We start from the raw sequence: 17,284 nt of genomic DNA on the forward strand, positions 1-17,284 counted from the left end.
CAAAGGGGTTTGCCGATTTGCCTCTAAGATCAAACACTTTCAAAACCATAGGACTTCTGACCGGTGTCGCCCTTCTTATACTTGCTATGGGATGCAGCATCGTTTACGGATATACGGGCACCAGCTGGCATACCGCCTGGGATGCCTACCGTGCTTTTAACGGCTCCAACGAGCATCTGATCATCCGAGAAGCGCGGATGCCCAGAGCGCTGATCGCGGCCGCCGTCGGTTCGAGCCTGGCCATTGCGGGCGTGCTCATGCAGGCGCTTACGAAGAATCCGCTCGCTTCGCCGGGGCTTCTCGGCATTAATGCGGGAGCGGGCCTGCTCATCGTGATCGCGATGTCCCTGCTGTCGGTCAGCTCGCTGTCCACGCTGGCGTGGATCGCCTTTCTGGGCGCGGCCATCGCTTCGACGGTCGTGTACATGCTCGGCTCCGTCGGCCGGGAAGGGCTCACGCCCATGAAGCTGACGCTCGCCGGCGCAGCGGTCGCGGCCTTGGCCAACTCGCTCACGCAGGGTGTGCTGCTCTCCAACGAGACACGCATCCAGGACGTCCTGTACTGGCTGGCCGGATCGGTCGAGGGGCGCAAGCTGGACATTCTGATCCCGGTGCTGCCGTATCTGGGCGCAGCCTGGCTCGTCGCCCTGCTGCTGTCCAGCCAGATCAACGTCCTGATGATGGGTGAGGATGTGGCCGTCGGGCTGGGACAGCGCACGGTCTACATCAAGCTGATCGCGGCCGTCGTCGTTGTCTTCCTGGCGGGAGGTTCCGTCGCCGTGGCGGGCCCGATCGGATTCGTCGGCATTATCGTGCCGCACCTTGTCCGGTCGCTCGTCGGCGTCGATCACCGCTGGGTCATCCCGTACGCGGGAATCTGCGGCGCGCTGCTGCTGGTGGCGGCCGACACGCTTTCGCGTTTCATCATCATGCCGCAGGAAGTTCCCGTCGGTGTGATGACGGCCTTTATCGGAACGCCGTTTTTCGTCTATATCGCGCGGAGGGGGTTTAAGACTTCCTCATGAGCCGCTACAAGCATATTCGTCTAAAATGGCCGTCCATTTCATTTGTACTGGATAAACGGGCGCTGCTCGTCACCGCGGTTCTCGCGGTGCTGCTCTTCCTCCTCATGCTCGTCTCGACGGGCACGGGAGAGATCAAAATCAGCCCGCTGCAGGTGCTCCGCACGCTGCTGGGGATGGGCACGCCGCAGGATGCGCTCGTCATTCACACGTTCCGGCTGCCGCGGGTTCTCGTGGCGGTCATGGTAGGGGCGGCGCTGGCTATGGCCGGAGCGATCCTGCAGGGCGTCAGCCGCAATCCGCTGGCGTCCCCGGATATCATCGGCATCACCGACGGTGCCGGCGTTTTCGTCGTCGCCTTCATCGTGATAACGACCGGCACGAGCAGCACGTTCCTTTCCCAGGCCCAGTGGCTGCCGCTTGCGGCCTTCGTCGGCGCCTCGCTGACGGCGCTGGTCATCATGGCCCTGGCCTGGAAGAACGGGCTGCCGCCGGTAAGGCTCGTGCTGATCGGCATCGGAATCGCGGCTTCCTTGTCCGCGGTGAACACGATGCTGATCCTGCTCGCCCCGCCGGTACTGACTACCCAGGCCGTTACCTGGAAGGTGGGGAGCGTGTACGGCTCGAATTGGAGCCATGTCGGAGCGCTGGCCTTATGGCTGGCGGTGCTGATTCCGATTCTCGCGTACATGGCTCGCAGCCTTAACGTTCAGGCGCTGGGCGATTCGGTCGCCACTAGCGTGGGCAGCCGGGTGAACCGCCAGCGCGTCGTGCTGATTCTGCTCAGCACCGCTCTTGCCGGTTCGGCCGTAGCCTTCGGCGGAGGCATCACCTTCGTCGGGCTGATCGCGCCGCATATGGCGCGGCGGCTTGTCGGAAGCGCGTACGGCGCTTTGCTGCCGGCGTCGGGGCTGTTCGGCGCCCTGGTCGTGCTGGTGTCCGATTATATCGGCCGCACGGCGTTTCCGCCGCACGATTATCCGGCCGGGATTTTTACGGCCTGCGTCGGGGCCCCGTATTTTATTTATCTGCTGTACAAATCCCGGAACTCATAAAGATTGTTCCGGGATATAGATAGTTAGACGCGCTGCGCCCAGAGACGGCTGCTGTCATCCGCATTTTCGACGGGCAGCGATATCACACGGGAGATAAGCAGCGCCGACTGCCGCCCGGAACGATTAGCCGCCTCTCGTCATCTGGATGAACACCACTTTTCTTGGCAAAGGAGATTGAGCGTATGTATGGGATCGAAACCAAGTCGCTGACGCTTTCTTACAATCAAACGGATATTATCGAGGATCTCGATCTTGAGATTCCGAAAGGTGAGATTACCGTGTTGATCGGCTGCAACGGCTGCGGTAAATCGACGCTGCTGCGCTCCATGGCCCGGCTGATGAAGCCCAAGAACGGTGCCGTGCTTCTGAACGGCCAGGAAATCGCGAAGCAGTCCACCAAGGAAGTGGCCCGTCAGATGGCGATTCTGCCGCAGGGTCCTACCGCTCCGGAAGGGATGACCGTCTTTGAACTCGTGAAGCAGGGGCGCTATCCGCACCAGAACTGGCTGAAGCAGTGGACCCGGGAAGACGAGGATGCGGTAACCAAGGCGCTGGAAGCGACGGGGATGGCTCCGCTGGCCGAGCGTCAAGTGGATTCGCTGTCGGGCGGACAGAGACAGCGGGCCTGGATCGCCATGACTCTCGCGCAGGGGACCAACACGATCCTGCTCGACGAACCGACGACCTATCTCGACATGACGCATCAGATCGAAATTCTCGATCTCCTGTGGGAGCTCAACGAGAAGGAGAACACGACGATCGTCATGGTTCTCCACGACCTCAACCTGGCCTGCCGTTACGCGCACCATATCGTCGCTATTTGCGACAAGAAGGTCTATGCCGCGGGCAAGCCCGAGGAAATCGTAACGGAAGAGCTGGTGCGCCACGTGTTCGGCCTGAACTGCCGCCTCGTCCGCGATCCTATTTTCGGAACGCCTACGTGCGTGCCTTTCGGTAAAGGACGGAGACTTCCGGGCTGCGAGGAGATGGTGAACTTCGTAAACGCCAAATCGGTCTCGTCTCCGGATTCTCCTTTGTCCGAACCGACGCCTTTGCCGGTTTAATCGAATAGATCGTAACGCGGCAGCCCCTTGCGGGCGGCCGTTTTTTATTTGGCCGCTATAGTCCTCAAGGACTTATAGTGATTTATTGAACACAGGTTAATAATAACTGGACACACCCTCGGCTTTCCGATAGAATAAACCTCTGTTTATATACAGACCGTTAAAATCCTAGACCAATACAAGCAGGTGACAGCATGAGCAAACAAGATTTAAACGGGGGAAATTCAGGCCCGGCAGCCGGTGAAAAGGGCGGGGAACGCTTCTCTTCCCTCGGCTTCATTATGTCGGCGATCGGGAGTGCGATCGGTCTCGGCAACCTTTGGAAATTTCCTTATATAACGGGGACATACGGCGGAGCGGCTTTTGTGCTGCTATTCATTATCTGTCTCATCATCGTCGGCATGCCGGTCTTGCTGGCCGAAATGGCCATAGGACGCGCGGGACGCGGGAACGCCTCCACCTCTTTTCTTAATTTGTCGGGTTCCAAACGCTGGAGCTTCTTCGGTTTTCTCGGGGTGTTCGGTTCCTTTATGATCACGTCTTTTTATTCCGTCATCGCGGGCTGGACGCTGCATTATGCGCTTAGCTCCTTTACGGGGGCTTTATACAAAGGAACGGATTACGCCGTTCAGTTTCAAACCTTTACCTCCGGGTACAGCCCGATAGCCTGGCAGTTCCTCATTCTGGCACTATCCGGCTGGGTAATTGCGAGAGGAGTATCCGGCGGTATCGAAAAATTCAACAAGGTGCTTATTCCCGCGCTTGCGGTCGTGCTGCTCATTCTGATGGCGCGTGCCTTGACGCTTCCGGGAGCCGGAGCGGGCATCGAATTTTTCCTGAAGCCGGATTTCAGCAAGCTGACGGGCGAGTCCGCGCTCGTTGCCCTGGGACAAGCTTTCTTCTCGATGTCGGTCGGGATGGGCGTCATGATTACGTACGGCTCCTATGTGCAGAAAGAGCAGTCTCTGGGAAAAGCGACCGTTGCGGTTACGGGCGGCAATCTGCTGTACGCCCTTATCGCGGGCCTCATCGTGTTCCCGACTACGTTCTCGTTCGGCCTGGAACCGGCTCAAGGGCCCGGACTTGTCTTCGTCGTGCTGCCTGCGGCTTTCTCTTCGATGCCTTTGGGCGCGGCCTTCGGCGGCCTGTTCTTCATCCTGCTGGCCATCGCCGCTTTCACGTCGATCCTGTCGCTGCTTGAAGTGCCGGTCGCCTTTGCGATGGACCGCTGGAAATGGTCGCGGCTTAAGGCGACGTCCTGGACGACCGCGGTTTGTTTTATCGTCGGGGTGCCTTCGGCCTTGTCGGTCGGGGGTGTTCTGAGCGATTTCAAAATCGGCGGCAAGACGGTGTTCGATTCCTTGGATTTCGTCACCTCCAACATTCTGCTTCCTATCGGTGGCCTGGTCGTTACGCTCTTTATCGCGTATGCCTCGAAACGCGCCATGGAAGAAGCCGGGCTCAAAGGTTCACTGCTGCGGGTATGGGTGTTCCTGCTCCGCATCGTGATTCCGCCGCTGATCGTTCTTATCTTCCTGTACTCGGTCGGAATCATTTCTTAGTCCGTAAAAAGCCCGTTAGCATAAACACCGCAGGGTTGCCTCATCCTATAGGAGTCTGAAATTCCTATCGAGATGAAGGAGGCTTCAATCATGACCGAACGCGATTCCAGTTTGCAGTCGCAAAACCCGATTTCCCAAGCGCAAAATTCGCTGGAAAAGGTCCACAACGCCGTCTCCCAAGCGCTATCTCATCCGACAGCCCAGCTTGAAGAGCAGGCGAATCAGGCTATCCGGCATGCCGAACGCGCCGTGGAGGACGCTTCGCTGAGCTTTAACCAGCCCGCATTCGAGGAAGTCGAAAACGGCCTGCGGCAGGAGATCGAAGACCTGCACAACGGCACGCGTTCCTGAGGTTTTCCTGCCCGGCAGGTTCAGGCGGCTCCTTTCCCTTCAGTCCAAACTGAGGGGAAAGGGGCTTTTTTTTGTGCCGTGACCGGGACTGTTAAACCTTTGCGGCCGCTCTTTCCATGCAAGATTTTAGTTCGTCCGTTCTTTTGTGCTATGATAAATAGGAAGCAAGCAGACGTTATATACCTTGTAAACCTATAAGAAAGCTGGAGGTTTGTGAAAATGCCGAAACAGTTAAGCGATGCAACCGTTCTGAATAACGATGTCCGGATGCCTTGGTTCGGGCTTGGGGTGTGGAAAGCCGCCGAAGGCGGAGATGTCGAGCGTGCTGTACGTACAGCCATCGAGCTGGGTTACCGCAGTATCGACACCGCGGCGGTTTACGGGAACGAAGCGGGCGTGGGCCAGGCGATCAAGGACAGCGGCGCCAAGCGCGAAGATCTTTTTATCACCACGAAGGTGTGGAACGCTAATCAGGGCTACGAAACGACCTTGCAAGCTTTCGAAGAAAGCCGAGGCAAGCTCGGCTTGGACTACATAGATTTGTACCTCATTCACTGGCCGGTTAAGGGCAAGTACAAGGAAACGTGGAAAGCGCTGGAGAAGCTGTACCGTGACGGAAACGTGCGCGCTATCGGCGTAAGCAACTTCCATGTTCATCATCTGGAGGATCTCCTGAAGGATAGCGAGATCGTTCCTGCCGTGAACCAGGTGGAATTCCACCCGCGCTTGACGCAGCAGCCCCTCCGGGATTTCTGCCGCAAGAACGGCATTCAACTGGAAGCCTGGAGCCCGCTTATGCAGGGCCAACTGTTGGATAACCCCGTGCTGACCGAGATCGGCGAGAAGTACGGCAAAAGCCCGGCACAGACCATTCTGCGCTGGGATGTGCAAAGCGGAATCGTCACCATTCCGAAGTCCATTACACCGGAGCGTATCGCGCAAAACGCCGATATTTTCGACTTCGAGCTTACCTCTGAGGAGATCGAGCGTATCGACGCTCTGAATCTGGATCAGCGAGTAGGTTCGGACCCGGACAATTTTAACTTTTAAAATGGCAATAACATTAAGCTGTCTTGGCTATCCGGCCGGGGCGGCTTTTTTCTATAAGAAAAAATGTTTACATAAAAGGAAAATTATTGAATTTATTTTTCGCTTGCGGTATTCTTTTCTTGTGCTATTAAAGCGGAGATTAATGCAGAAAGGAGAAAGGCCATTAAACATGAACACTGTTTAAGTATGCTTGTAATCGGATTGGCTCTGATGCTGTTTTCCGGTTGTTCATTTTCATCCCCATTACCGGGCACAACAACGTCCAAGACCTCGTATCCATTAAAACTTACGGATAGCTGTGGGCGTGATGTTTTTATTGGGCAAGAACCTCAAACGGTGACTGTACTTAATGCTTGGGAAAACGACTTTATGGAGACCATCGGGGCAGGTCATAAGAGTAAACCTTTTATGGGAGGGGCCGGACCTTCGATCGAGGCCATGTTAAACGAAATAAAGGCTGAAAAAACGGATATGGTTTTGGTCGATTGGAGGGTGGAAACCGAAGCGGAAACCTCCTGCTCCATCGCAGGTAAATTGATCCGTAACGGAGTTACGGTATACGCTGCCGATAAAACGACAATTCCTAAACTTATACGCGAAATGAAGCAAGTTGGCAAGCTGTTAAACCAAAGTCAAACAGCGGACAACGCTTCGGAGCGGCTCACCCAGGCGTTACAAAAAGCAAAGGAGACTTTAAACGCCAGCGGACCTAAAACGGTATATTGGGAGATCCAAGTTAATGAAGGAGACGATGGGGCTCCGGAGTATTCAACAATCGTTCCTCAAAGTCTGGAACAGAGTTTACTGACAGAAACAGGTGGGAGTAATATCGCGGCGAATGAGAAACCGTTTATACCTGGTCAAGTCCGGATCGATGATGATTTTATTCGATCGGCCGATCCTCAGTATATTCTCATATCCGGTTATGCAGCACTTAATAACAGGAACTATACGCCAGTTCCTGCAAGAGATCACTGGGGTAATATAAAGGCCGTCAGAGAAAAACATATTATATCGCTGCAGCCTTCATTCGGTTCCCCTAGTACGCTCCACAAAGATATCCTTACACTAGTAGACTTTTTATACCAGGAAACAAACTAGTCATTTTAATGGAGGGATCGCATGAAGCCAAATAACGAACAAAAGCTAAAAATTTATATTGCGGCAATATTTTCAGCTGCATTTGTTTTTTTCTCGGTAACGGCCTTTGCTGAACAAGGTGGGTATGCTCAGCCCGTGGAATTTTATCAATCCTATATTAGAAGCAATGTCAATTATGAGGTTAATAGGAATACCCATACAAGAAACTACAATTGTCTAGCCTATGTTCTTGGAGTTAGGGACTATACGATCTGGCCTTGGGGACAAAATAATCCAACATCTGGTGAGATGACAAATGTGTTGAATCAATTCGGATACAGTGCTTTAAATAATGGATCACCTACCAACCCTCCTAAATTAGTTACTTACGGGACACTAAATAATGTTGGACATATAGGGAAAGTAGTAGTAGGAAGCAACAACATAACAGACTCTAAATGGGGGATATACGAGCTGGTCAAGACATATTCACTAAGTCCCTATACTAGTTCTCCGGGATACGGACCCGCAGTCCAATATTACTATTAGGAGGCACATGTGTGAAAAAAACAATCACAGTCAGTGCGCTTGCGGGACTACTCTTGGGTTTGGGTTATATCCATCTATTCAGTCCCCCAACATCAGCATCATTGTCGACTAAAACCTATATAAATTTATCCGATATGGGGAAAGAAATAGACCGTTTAACAAAAGAAGACCCTACGTTAGGTCTTAGTTCGAACCCTTATGTATTTATTAAAAACAATAAAGAATATGAGCGAATCGTTAAAATGGGTTACCCGGCATTACCTGTTATTGAAGAGCGGATTATGGAAGGGAACAGTTTTGGACTGGATAAATATATTTTGGCGGCGGCAGCTGAAGAAATTGCCAGAGTTGATTTGAAGAAAAGTGAATTTAAATGGTCGGATCCGGAAGAATTTACACGTTCTTGGAAACTTCATTTGAAAGCTGTTCCCGGTAAGGTAGAGAAAATCGTGAATTCCAAAGAGTCTGTGGAATGGAAAAATGAAAAATTAACGGAGCTTGGTGCTCCTGCAATACCTTTTGTTCTGGAGAAAGTGGAAAAAGGAGCAAAAGAACTGGAGATATCGCTGCAAAAAATAGTCAATTCAAGCGATCTTCCATCTGTCTCCCTTTCAGATTTTAATGCGCCACAATGGAAAACCGACCATAAAGAAGATGCCAGACTTTTAAAAACAATGGTTGATAAAGCGGCAGAGCAAGATGTTTCTACACAATTCCGAATGAACAAAAATAAATAGTGTCCCTATTAAAGGAACTGTCTAAAGGTGGATTTCATCACCTTTCGGACAGTTCCTTTCCGTTATAACGGCTCCAACCAAAAGGCTAAGTCAGGAACTGTTGTACTCCGAGGTGCCCCCAACGCATACTTTCTTCCTTTTTGACCCATATTACAGGAAGCAATTGGGCCGGGTGGCTACAAAAGGAGTGTGGATCTATGGATACCGTCGTGATGGCGCGGGCCTTGTTCGGCACGTCAATGGCGTTTCATATTATTTTTGCGACGCTCGGGGTCGGGCTTCCGATGATGATCGTGTTTGCGGAAATTATGTATCATGTCAAAAAAGACCGCGACTACGTGGTGCTCGCCAGAAGGTGGACGAAAGCTTCGGGCATTCTGCTCGGTGTAGCCATCCCGTCGGGAACGATTGTCGGCGTGATGCTCTCTCTGCTCTGGCCGGGCTTCATGCGGATCGTCGGACAGGTGATCGCCCTGCCGTTTCAGATCGAAATGTGGGCCTTTTTCTTCGAGGCGCTCTTTATGTCGATCTACTTGTACGCGGCCGACCGGCTGCCTCCGATCGCCCGGATCATCAGCGTCATCTTCGTCGCGATCGGGGCGAGCGCCTCGGCGGTGATGATCACGGACGCACACGCGTTTATGAACACGCCGCGGGGATTCTCCATCAACGCGAACGGAGACTTCGTCGACATCCGCCCGTGGGAGGCCGTGTTCAACCCGAGCCTCTGGTCGACGGCGCTGCACGTCCTGTCCACCGCCTATATGACAGGCGCTTTCGCCGTCGCGTCCGTGGCGGCTTACAAGCTGCTGAAGGCGCGCAAAGCTCCGCGTGAAGCGGATTACCACCGCAAGGGCCTGTTTCTCGCGCTCATCTTCGGGGGCATCATGACCGCCTTCACGGCCGTCAACGGACATGCGACGGCCCAGATGCTGCATCATCACATCCCCGAAAAGCTCGCCGCCGCCGAAGGGCTGTTCGAGACGCAGTCTCACGCCCCGCTTGCCATTTTCGGCAAAGTCGATGAAGCGACGCAGTCCATCAAGGGAGCGATCGAGCTGCCGGGCTTCCTCAGCTTGCTTGCAGGCAACCGTTTCGACACCGTGGTCCGGGGCCTCAACGAATTCCCGCGGGAGAACTGGCCGCCGCTTTACATTCACACCCTCTTTAACCTGATGGTGTTCATCGGCATGTTCCTCCTCGCCTTGGCCTTCCTGGGCCTGCTCATCCGCATCTGGTTCAAAAAGCCCTACCCGCGCTGGCTGCTGACCGTCCTTGTCGCTTCGGGGCCTCTCTCCATGCTGGGGATCGAGATCGGCTGGATCTTCAGCTGCACGGGCCGGCAGCCCTGGACGGTTTACCACGTGCAGCGGACCAGCGAAGCCGCTCTGCAGTCCCAGGGCATCGGGACTCTGTTCGTCATGTTCGTGTCCGTCTACGTGTTTCTGCTTGTCGTGACGTCGATCGTCATGCACGTCTACTTCAAGCGGCATCCCGTCTCGGAAGCGCTTGGACTCGCCGCCGCTAACGGAGACCAGACCCGGGCTGCCGAGGGGGCGAGTACATGAGCGACGTAACCTTGGCAGTCAGCGTACTTTGGGTATTCCTGTTCACGTACTCGATTCTCGGCTCCATCGACTTCGGCGCCGGTTTCTGGTCGATGTACTTTAGCGGGCAGCATCATACGAAGGCGGGGGCCCTAGCGAACCGGTATTTGTCGCCGACCTGGGAAGTGACGAACGTGTTTCTCGTCCTGTTCGTCGTGGCTCTTGCGGGTTTCTTCCCGAAGGCGACCCATATGCTCGGCGCGGCCCTGCTCGTGCCGGTCTCGCTCGTTCTCCTGCTGCTGCTCGTCCGCAGCACGTTTATGGTCTACGCATACTCCGTGGCGAAGCATGGCCGCCTGCTGCGGGTCGTTTCCGGGATTACCGGACTCCTTATCCCGGGGCTTCTGGTCAGCGTGCTGCCGATCACGCTGGGGGGCTTCGTCACCGTTGAAGACGGAGTGCCGGTCCTTCACCTCGGTGAACTGTTCACCAGTTTGACGGAGTACGCGCATCTCGGCTTCGGGCTGTCGACCGAGCTGTTCATGTCCGCGCTCTTCCTGGCGGACTACTCCCGCGAAGCGGGGGACGAGGAGACGTACCGCGATTACCGCAGGCTCGCGATTATTTGGGGGCCCATCAACCTGCTGATGGCCCTGCTCACCGTCAGCACCTTTTCCGAGCATGCGCCGTGGATGGTGGAGGGTTTCAAGCGGTACGCCTTCTGGTTCGGTCTTTCCGTAGCGGCCTTCATCGCCGCCTATATTTTGCTGCTAAAAGGAAGGCCGGACGGCCGCAGCGGCTACCCGCGGGCTTCGATTATTACGGTCATCGTCCAGTACGGACTGGCGAGCTATGCGTATTTTTCCGCGCACATGCCTTACATGGTTTATCCTCACTTGACGTTCGACGAAGGGATTACGAATCCGACGATGTTCCGTTCGCTTTTCATCGGGTATATCGTGAGTTCGGCGATTCTGGTTCCCGTGTTTTATTTGTTTTGGAGGCTGTTTCTCAAAGATAAGCGCTATCTGCAAAAGGAATAAGCGGAGAAAAAAGGGCCGTTCGGGCGGCACTGCTCCATTTTGGTTATAACTATTTTTTCCGGCTTGTTCGGGTTGACATTCCTTTCCAACGGGTGATACAATCACACCAAGTTGACGCGAAAGCGCAGAAAAATGACCGGAGAAGAAAGGGTGGTATCGATGTTTAGAATGTTGCCTGTCCATGGACTACGTCCGTATGCAGTGAACAAGGGAACAGCTGAATATTCGGTACCCCCGTTAAACCGCACATCGGGATAGCGGCGTTCAGACGCCCGCATTTCCGTAATCATGGCTGCCCGCAGCCGGTTTAATGGGCGCAGGCTTTGCCGCGCTTTTGAGGACGTACCGTTTGTTAGTTGAACGGTGCGTCCTTTTTTCATGGTCCCGCAAGGAGACCGCTCTCATTTTTCTACAGAGACACGAGTACGGAAACAAAGAAAAAGAAGCTTTTCGTGTACAAAGAAAGAAGGTGACCTGTTTGTTCAGTATTTTACAGAAGCTCGGCTGGTTTTTTAAAAAGCACTGGATCCGCTACACGGTAGCGATTACGCTGCTGATCGTCGCCGGTATCGCGGAAATTATTCCGCCGAAGATTCTCGGTTACGCGGTCGACGAGATCCATATGGGCTCGATTACGGCGGACCGGCTGATTGCCATGATCACATGGACGCTGGGGATTACGGTTCTTATTTATTTGATGACCTATGTTTGGATGTACCAGCTGTTCGGAGGCGCTTTTCTGGTGGAACGCGTGCTGCGTTCCAGATTTATGCGGCATCTGCTCAAGATGACTCCGACTTTTTTCGAAAAGTACCGGACGGGCGATCTGATGGCCCGCGCCACGAATGATCTTCGGTCCGTTTCCGCTACGGCGGGCTTCGGTATTTTGACGCTGGTGGACTCCAGCGCGTTTATGCTCGTGATTCTTTTTACGATGGGCATCACGATCTCCTGGAAGCTTACGTTTGCGGCCCTGCTGCCGCTTCCGTTCATCGCGCTGGCCATGAAGTTTTACGGCAAAACGATTCATGAGCGGTACACGACCGCCCAGGATGCGTTCGGCCAGATGAACGATCAGGTGCTGGAAGCGACGGCGGGCGTCCGGGTTCTGCGGGCATATGTTCAGGAAGCCAACGAACAGGAGCGCTTCCGCGAGCTGACGGAGGATGTGTACAACAAGAACATTGCGGTTGCGAAAATCGACGCCCTGTTCGATCCGACGATCAAGCTGCTTGTCGGGGCGAGTTACCTGATCGGTCTGGGCTACGGCGCGTATCTCGTGTTTCAGACCGAGCTTACGCTGGGACAGCTCCTGTCCTTCAACATCTATCTCGGGATGCTGATCTGGCCGATGTTCGCGATCGGCGAGCTGATCAACATCATGCAGCGGGGCAACGCTTCTCTGGACCGGGTCAACGAAACGCTGGGGTACCGGCCCGATGTGCAAGACGTCCCGCAGCCGGCTGCGGATGCGAAGCCGGGTACCATCGGCTTCCGGGAAGCCGCGTTCAAATATCCCTCCTCGGGTACTCCCAATCTGGAGGACATCGGCTTCACGCTGCGTCAGGGGGAGACCCTCGGCGTGGTCGGCCGGACCGGCAGCGGGAAATCCACGCTGCTGAAGCAGCTGCTGCGGCAGTATCCGGCCGGCAGCGGCTCAATCACCATCGACGGCGTGCCTATCCAGCAGATTCCGCTGGAGCAGCTGCAGTCGTGGATCGGCTATGTGCCGCAGGAGCAGATTCTGTTCTCCAAGACCGTAAGGGAGAACATCAAGTTCGGCAAGTCCGACGCAAGCGAGGACGATGTGCTGCAGGCGATCGAACGGGCCGCCTTCACGCAGGACATCGGTACGCTGGCGAACGGGCTCGACACCCTTGTCGGCGAGAAGGGCGTAGCTTTGTCCGGGGGACAGAAGCAGCGTGTCTCGCTGGCGAGGGCCTTGATCGCCGACCCGGAAATTCTGCTGCTCGATGATGCGATGTCGGCCGTGGATGCGCGGACCGAAGCGAGAATCATCGAGAACATCCGGCGGGAGCGTGCCGGCAAAACGACGCTCATCTCCACGCATCGGCTGTCCGCCATCGAGCACGCGGACCGGATTCTCGTCCTCGACGAGGGCCGGATTGTCGAAGCGGGAACCCATGAAGAGCTGCTGGCGCTGGGCGGCTGGTACAAAGAACAGTACGAGCGCCAGCAGGTCGAATCCAATTTGACGGAAGCGGGGTGATCGGCCTTGCACACAGGCAAACGTTTGGTGCAGTACGCACTTCATCATAAAAAATTGTTTATTCTTGCACTTCTTATGCTTACGGTCGCGGTAGCGGCAGAGCTGTCGGGTCCTTTTATCGCCAAGCGGATGATCGATACGCATATTCTCGGAATCGAGCAGCCCTGGTACAAAGTCCCGCAGGAAACCGGCAACGCCGGGAATACCGTGGAAAACGGGGACACGGTGTCCTACGCGGGCGACGTTTACAAACGCGGGGACCGTTTCGCGGAAGGCGAAGCGCGCGGTGACGAGGCCAGGCTGCTTCAGGTCGGCACGCGGTTCGTCTTCGTTAACGGGCCGATCGCCTTTGACGGCCAGCGGTCCTGGCAGGACGGCAAGCTGACGGTTACGAGAGGCGGAGAGAGCGCCGCATACGAAGCGAAGTCGCTGACCAAAGGCGAGCTCTATGTGTTCTATCGGCCGGAGTTGGCCCAATTAATCCAGCTCGCCCTGCTTTATCTCGGACTGCTGGCCATAGCGGCTGTCTTCACTTTCGGAGAGCGGTATATGCTTCAGGTTTCCGCAAACCGCGTTATTCAGAAGCTGCGGCTGGATGTGTACAGGCAAATTCAGCGGCTGCCCATCCATTATTTCGACAATCTTCCGGCCGGAAAGGTCGTATCCAGGGTGACCAATGACACCGAGGCCGTCCGCGACTTGTTCGTGACGGTTCTGGCGAACTTTTTCACCGGCTTCGTGTATATCACGGGGATCTTTATCGCCCTCTTCCTTCTGGATCCGAAACTGGGCGCGATCTGTCTTCTGATCGTTCCGCTGCTGGTCGTCTGGGTCATCGTTTACCGCAAGTACGCTTCGCGGTACAACAAAATTATCCGTTCGCGCTTGAGCGACATTAACGGGATGATCAATGAAGCCATCCAGGGGATGACCATCATCCGTGCGTTTCGCCGTCAGAAAGAAACGATGGAGGAGTTCGAAACGCTCAACGAGGATTACCTCAAGCACCAGCAGAAGCTGCAAAGCTTGAACGCCCTCACCTCCCATAACCTGGTCGGAGTGCTGCGGAACATATCTTTCGCGCTGCTGCTCTGGCATTTCGGAGGCGCCGCAATGGGAACGGGAGCCGAATCCGTGATCTCCTTCGGGGTGCTGTACGCCTTCATCGACTACTTGAACCGGCTCTTCCAGCCGATCACCGGGATGGTGAATCAGCTTGCGACGCTCGATCAATCCATCATTTCGGCGGGACGCGTGTTCGAGCTGATGGATGAACCGGGCGAAGACGTTACCGAAGGCCGGCTGCCCCGCTACAAAGGCGATGTCAGCTTCGAGCAGGTGTCCTTCGCTTACAAGGAAGATTACGTGCTCAAGAACATCTCCTTCGATGCGAAGCAGGGGCAGACTGTGGCGCTCGTGGGCCATACCGGTTCAGGCAAAAGCTCCATTATGAACCTGCTGTTCCGGTTCTATGATCCGCAGAAAGGGACGATCCGGGTGGACGGCCGGGATATCACGGCCATGCCCAAGCAGCTTCTGCGTCAGCATATGGGCATCGTGCTGCAGGATCCGTTCCTCTTCACGGGCACGATTGCCAGTAACGTCAGCCTGGGGGACGGCACGATCTCCCGGGAGAAGGTGGATGCGGCGCTGCGAGATGTCGGCGGCGAGCGCATATTCGCCAACCTGCCGGGAGGCTTCGACGAGCCCGTGCTCGAAAAAGGAAGCACGCTCTCCGCGGGCCAGCGGCAGCTGATCTCGTTTGCGCGTGCGCTTGCTTTCGATCCGGCGATTCTGATCCTGGACGAAGCGACCGCGAACATCGATACGGAGACGGAGGCCGTGATTCAGGCCGCGCTCGATGTCGTCAAGAAAGGCCGGACCACTTTCATCATCGCGCACCGGCTGTCTACGATCCGCAGCGCGGATCTGATTCTGGTCCTGCATCGCGGCGAGATTGTGGAGCGGGGGAATCACGAAGAGCTGCTGGAGCTGGGCGGCCGGTACTCCCAGATGTACCGTCTGCAGCAGGGAGGCTCCGCTGCGGGCGCTGCGCCGGGCGGCGTCACAACCGGTATCGCGGCTTCTACGTAAAAGCCGCTAAGCTTCGGAGGGAACCCGGTCTGCTATTGCTGCCCGCCCTGGTTCACGAGGATGAACGTGCCGCGGCACTGTTCGAGACTCCGCGGGGCTTACCATGACCTTTGGGAGACGGTTTCCCTTCGTCTTTTTATATTTTCTATTGAGCCCGGAGAAGTCCGGGTCTTTTTTTATTAAATTTTTAAGGTATAATTAGGAAGGAAGAAGGCGGACGCATGAAACGCGAAGACGCCTCGGTACGTAAAATAAGCTTAAGGGCATAAAAATCCGGTGAAACGATCTGCATGATTCGCGGACTGCTCCCGCGTCTATGTAAGGTTGTCCGGATCGAGAGTTACACCCTGCTATGTGTAAAATTATATAGGACGGGGCGTTTTCATCTACACGCCGCCGCCCTGCGAAAAGAGGGATTTATCGTGAGTTCGGAAACGAAACGCGTTTTGAATGTGATTCAGCTTATTGTGGAAATCGGAATTATCATCGGCTACGTAGTCGGCCTTATCCCGTTCGGATTTCTATGGTCCGGCGGCTGGGTAGTGCCTCTCGTATTCGTGAGTGCCGTCATCGGCCTGATCAACAGCAACCGGACGCTGCTTCCGGCTGTCGTCAACATTGTGCTGGCCTTCCTCAGCTACATCCCGCTCGTCGGCTATGTCACGAGAATCGTCGGTCTGCTGGTGTCCGCGTACAACATTTCCCTGATCAGACGCGACCAGTACTAAGCTCAGCTCCCTGTCGGGACGCTGAGGCGCTTATGCACGAAAGAAAACCCGTAAATCTTAGGATTTACGGGTTTTTTCTGTCTGCGGACAAGGGAGGGGGCTTCATCCCTCCTATTTTTTAAAATCGTTTCGGATTAGAACGTCCGCGCTTTTTCCTGTGCGTTTTTAATGGCGTCTTGCTTAATCTGCTCGGCGCGGTCGGGGAACTGGGCCATCCCTTCCACATAAAGCGTTTCAAAAGACGGTATCCCGAAGAAGGACATGATCGTTTTCAGATACGGGCTTCCGAAGTCCGATCCGGCTGCAGGGCCTTTCGAATAAATGCCGCCGCATGCGTAGACGTGCAGCGCTTTTTTGCCGGTAAGCAGGCCGACCGGGCCGTTTTCCGTGTACTTGAACGTTTTACCCGCCGTGCAGATCGTATCGATATAGGCTTTCATAACGGGAGGGAACGAGAAGTTCCACATTGGAGTGACGAAAACATATTTGTCGCCCGCCACAAACTGATCCGTCAGTTCGCCGAAACGGGTCACTTTTTTCTTTTCTTCTTCCGAGAGCTGATCAAACGAACTGCCGGAGCGCAGCTTGCCCCAGCCGCTAAAGACGTCCGTGTCAATTTGCGGAATGTACGCTTTGTACAGGTCCAGTGTCACGATAGGGTCTCCGGGGTGATTTTCGCGGTAGGCATCGAGAAACGCTTTGCCGACGGCCATGCTGTAAGAAGCCCGGTCGTCATGCGGATGTGCCGTAATATAGAGAAGCGTAGACATGAAGGAACCCTCCTGAGAATGTGCGGTCAGATTTGTGGTTTATTGAGGTGTCCGGTTCCGGAAGGCTCCGGCTGACAACCATACGGGGATAATATCTGCCGCCATCGGAAGGGGTATGCCTGCCAAATTCGCACAACCTCTTTATTCAGAGATACAACCCGGAAGCGCCGGGGTAAAAAAAATTTTGGCACGGGAAACCTGAAGAAAAGGTGAAAAGCTTGGAAGTTCGCATCGGCTATGTAGCGCAGGCGTTGGCTATTTATCACAACACACCGAGCTCCACGTTTACGTATAAACGGTTCAAAGAAGGGCCTTGCGCTTGGACGGCGGCGTTCTATCGATGTGACAAGGGAGGAAAAGGCCCGTAAACCGCAGAGAAATGACAAAAAAGTAACAGGTTAC

Annotated in this window: 15 protein-coding genes; 14 read left to right on the forward strand and 1 reads right to left on the reverse strand. The window is 55.0% G+C overall.

Annotated elements, in window-relative coordinates:
- Positions 1 to 17 precede the first annotated feature (17 nt).
- The 14 genes from AC2TF6_RS01865 (at position 18) to AC2TF6_RS01930 (ending at position 16,112) form a co-directional block, all read left to right on the forward strand.
- The gene (locus tag AC2TF6_RS01865) at positions 18 to 1,025 is read left to right on the forward strand and encodes a FecCD family ABC transporter permease (RefSeq protein ID WP_491309740.1); all 1,008 of its coding nucleotides are present in this window, start codon (positions 18 to 20) and stop codon (positions 1,023 to 1,025) included.
- Complete coding sequence (locus AC2TF6_RS01870) at positions 1,022 to 2,077, forward strand: FecCD family ABC transporter permease (protein WP_491309741.1); 1,056 nt, start codon at positions 1,022 to 1,024, stop codon at positions 2,075 to 2,077. The genes AC2TF6_RS01865 and AC2TF6_RS01870 overlap by 4 nt, the downstream gene beginning before the upstream one ends.
- 182 nt (positions 2,078 to 2,259) lie before the next feature.
- The gene (locus tag AC2TF6_RS01875) at positions 2,260 to 3,141 is read left to right on the forward strand and encodes an ABC transporter ATP-binding protein (RefSeq protein ID WP_491309742.1); all 882 of its coding nucleotides are present in this window, start codon (positions 2,260 to 2,262) and stop codon (positions 3,139 to 3,141) included.
- 194 nt (positions 3,142 to 3,335) lie between these two features.
- A complete protein-coding gene (locus AC2TF6_RS01880; protein ID WP_491309743.1) occupies positions 3,336 to 4,703 on the forward strand; it encodes a sodium-dependent transporter in 1,368 nt (455 codons plus the stop codon).
- A gap of 90 nt (positions 4,704 to 4,793) precedes the next feature.
- Entirely contained in the window at positions 4,794 to 5,054 is a 261-nt protein-coding gene (locus AC2TF6_RS01885) for a hypothetical protein (protein ID WP_369998145.1), read from the forward strand.
- 219 nt (positions 5,055 to 5,273) lie between these two features.
- Complete coding sequence (locus AC2TF6_RS01890; protein ID WP_491309744.1) at positions 5,274 to 6,104, forward strand: aldo/keto reductase; 831 nt, start codon at positions 5,274 to 5,276, stop codon at positions 6,102 to 6,104.
- A gap of 210 nt (positions 6,105 to 6,314) precedes the next feature.
- Complete coding sequence (locus tag AC2TF6_RS01895; protein WP_491309745.1) at positions 6,315 to 7,205, forward strand: ABC transporter substrate-binding protein; 891 nt, start codon at positions 6,315 to 6,317, stop codon at positions 7,203 to 7,205.
- Positions 7,206 to 7,226: 21 nt separating this feature from the next.
- Complete coding sequence (locus tag AC2TF6_RS01900) at positions 7,227 to 7,733, forward strand: DUF7689 domain-containing protein (RefSeq protein ID WP_218230509.1); 507 nt, start codon at positions 7,227 to 7,229, stop codon at positions 7,731 to 7,733.
- Positions 7,734 to 7,744: 11 nt separating this feature from the next.
- Positions 7,745 to 8,470: a hypothetical protein gene (locus AC2TF6_RS01905; protein ID WP_491309746.1), complete on the forward strand. Its 726-nt coding sequence runs from the start codon at positions 7,745 to 7,747 to the stop codon at positions 8,468 to 8,470.
- A gap of 197 nt (positions 8,471 to 8,667) precedes the next feature.
- The gene (locus AC2TF6_RS01910) at positions 8,668 to 10,038 is read left to right on the forward strand and encodes a cytochrome ubiquinol oxidase subunit I (protein WP_009676018.1); all 1,371 of its coding nucleotides are present in this window, start codon (positions 8,668 to 8,670) and stop codon (positions 10,036 to 10,038) included.
- Positions 10,035 to 11,060: a cytochrome d ubiquinol oxidase subunit II gene (locus tag AC2TF6_RS01915; protein WP_491309747.1), complete on the forward strand. Its 1,026-nt coding sequence runs from the start codon at positions 10,035 to 10,037 to the stop codon at positions 11,058 to 11,060. The genes AC2TF6_RS01910 and AC2TF6_RS01915 overlap by 4 nt, the downstream gene beginning before the upstream one ends.
- 478 nt (positions 11,061 to 11,538) lie before the next feature.
- Positions 11,539 to 13,290: an ABC transporter ATP-binding protein gene (locus AC2TF6_RS01920; RefSeq protein ID WP_491309748.1), complete on the forward strand. Its 1,752-nt coding sequence runs from the start codon at positions 11,539 to 11,541 to the stop codon at positions 13,288 to 13,290.
- Between the two features lie 6 nt (positions 13,291 to 13,296).
- The gene (locus tag AC2TF6_RS01925) at positions 13,297 to 15,384 is read left to right on the forward strand and encodes an ABC transporter ATP-binding protein (protein ID WP_491309749.1); all 2,088 of its coding nucleotides are present in this window, start codon (positions 13,297 to 13,299) and stop codon (positions 15,382 to 15,384) included.
- 422 nt (positions 15,385 to 15,806) lie between these two features.
- The gene (locus AC2TF6_RS01930; protein WP_009675810.1) at positions 15,807 to 16,112 is read left to right on the forward strand and encodes a hypothetical protein; all 306 of its coding nucleotides are present in this window, start codon (positions 15,807 to 15,809) and stop codon (positions 16,110 to 16,112) included.
- A gap of 134 nt (positions 16,113 to 16,246) precedes the next feature.
- Here AC2TF6_RS01930 and AC2TF6_RS01935 read toward each other — a convergent pair whose 3' ends face one another.
- Entirely contained in the window at positions 16,247 to 16,882 is a 636-nt protein-coding gene (locus AC2TF6_RS01935; RefSeq protein WP_491309750.1) for an FMN-dependent NADH-azoreductase, read from the reverse strand.
- Positions 16,883 to 17,284: the final 402 nt, after the last annotated feature.

It is taken from the genome of Paenibacillus sp. JNUCC 35 (genome assembly GCF_058269095.1).

Bases quoted from the DNA above. Each gene is read 5' to 3' on its own strand.
- AC2TF6_RS01870 (WP_491309741.1), top strand. From the start codon at position 1,022: ATGAGCCGCTACAAGCATATTCGTCTAAAATGGCCGTCCATTTCATTT.
- AC2TF6_RS01875 (WP_491309742.1), top strand. From the start codon at position 2,260: ATGTATGGGATCGAAACCAAGTCGCTGACGCTTTCTTACAATCAAACG.
- AC2TF6_RS01880 (WP_491309743.1), top strand. From the start codon at position 3,336: ATGAGCAAACAAGATTTAAACGGGGGAAATTCAGGCCCGGCAGCCGGT.
- AC2TF6_RS01885 (WP_369998145.1), top strand. From the start codon at position 4,794: ATGACCGAACGCGATTCCAGTTTGCAGTCGCAAAACCCGATTTCCCAA.
- AC2TF6_RS01890 (WP_491309744.1), top strand. From the start codon at position 5,274: ATGCCGAAACAGTTAAGCGATGCAACCGTTCTGAATAACGATGTCCGG.
- AC2TF6_RS01895 (WP_491309745.1), top strand. From the start codon at position 6,315: ATGCTGTTTTCCGGTTGTTCATTTTCATCCCCATTACCGGGCACAACA.
- AC2TF6_RS01900 (WP_218230509.1), top strand. From the start codon at position 7,227: ATGAAGCCAAATAACGAACAAAAGCTAAAAATTTATATTGCGGCAATA.
- AC2TF6_RS01910 (WP_009676018.1), top strand. From the start codon at position 8,668: ATGGATACCGTCGTGATGGCGCGGGCCTTGTTCGGCACGTCAATGGCG.
- AC2TF6_RS01915 (WP_491309747.1), top strand. From the start codon at position 10,035: ATGAGCGACGTAACCTTGGCAGTCAGCGTACTTTGGGTATTCCTGTTC.
- AC2TF6_RS01935 (WP_491309750.1), bottom strand. From the start codon at position 16,882: ATGTCTACGCTTCTCTATATTACGGCACATCCGCATGACGACCGGGCT.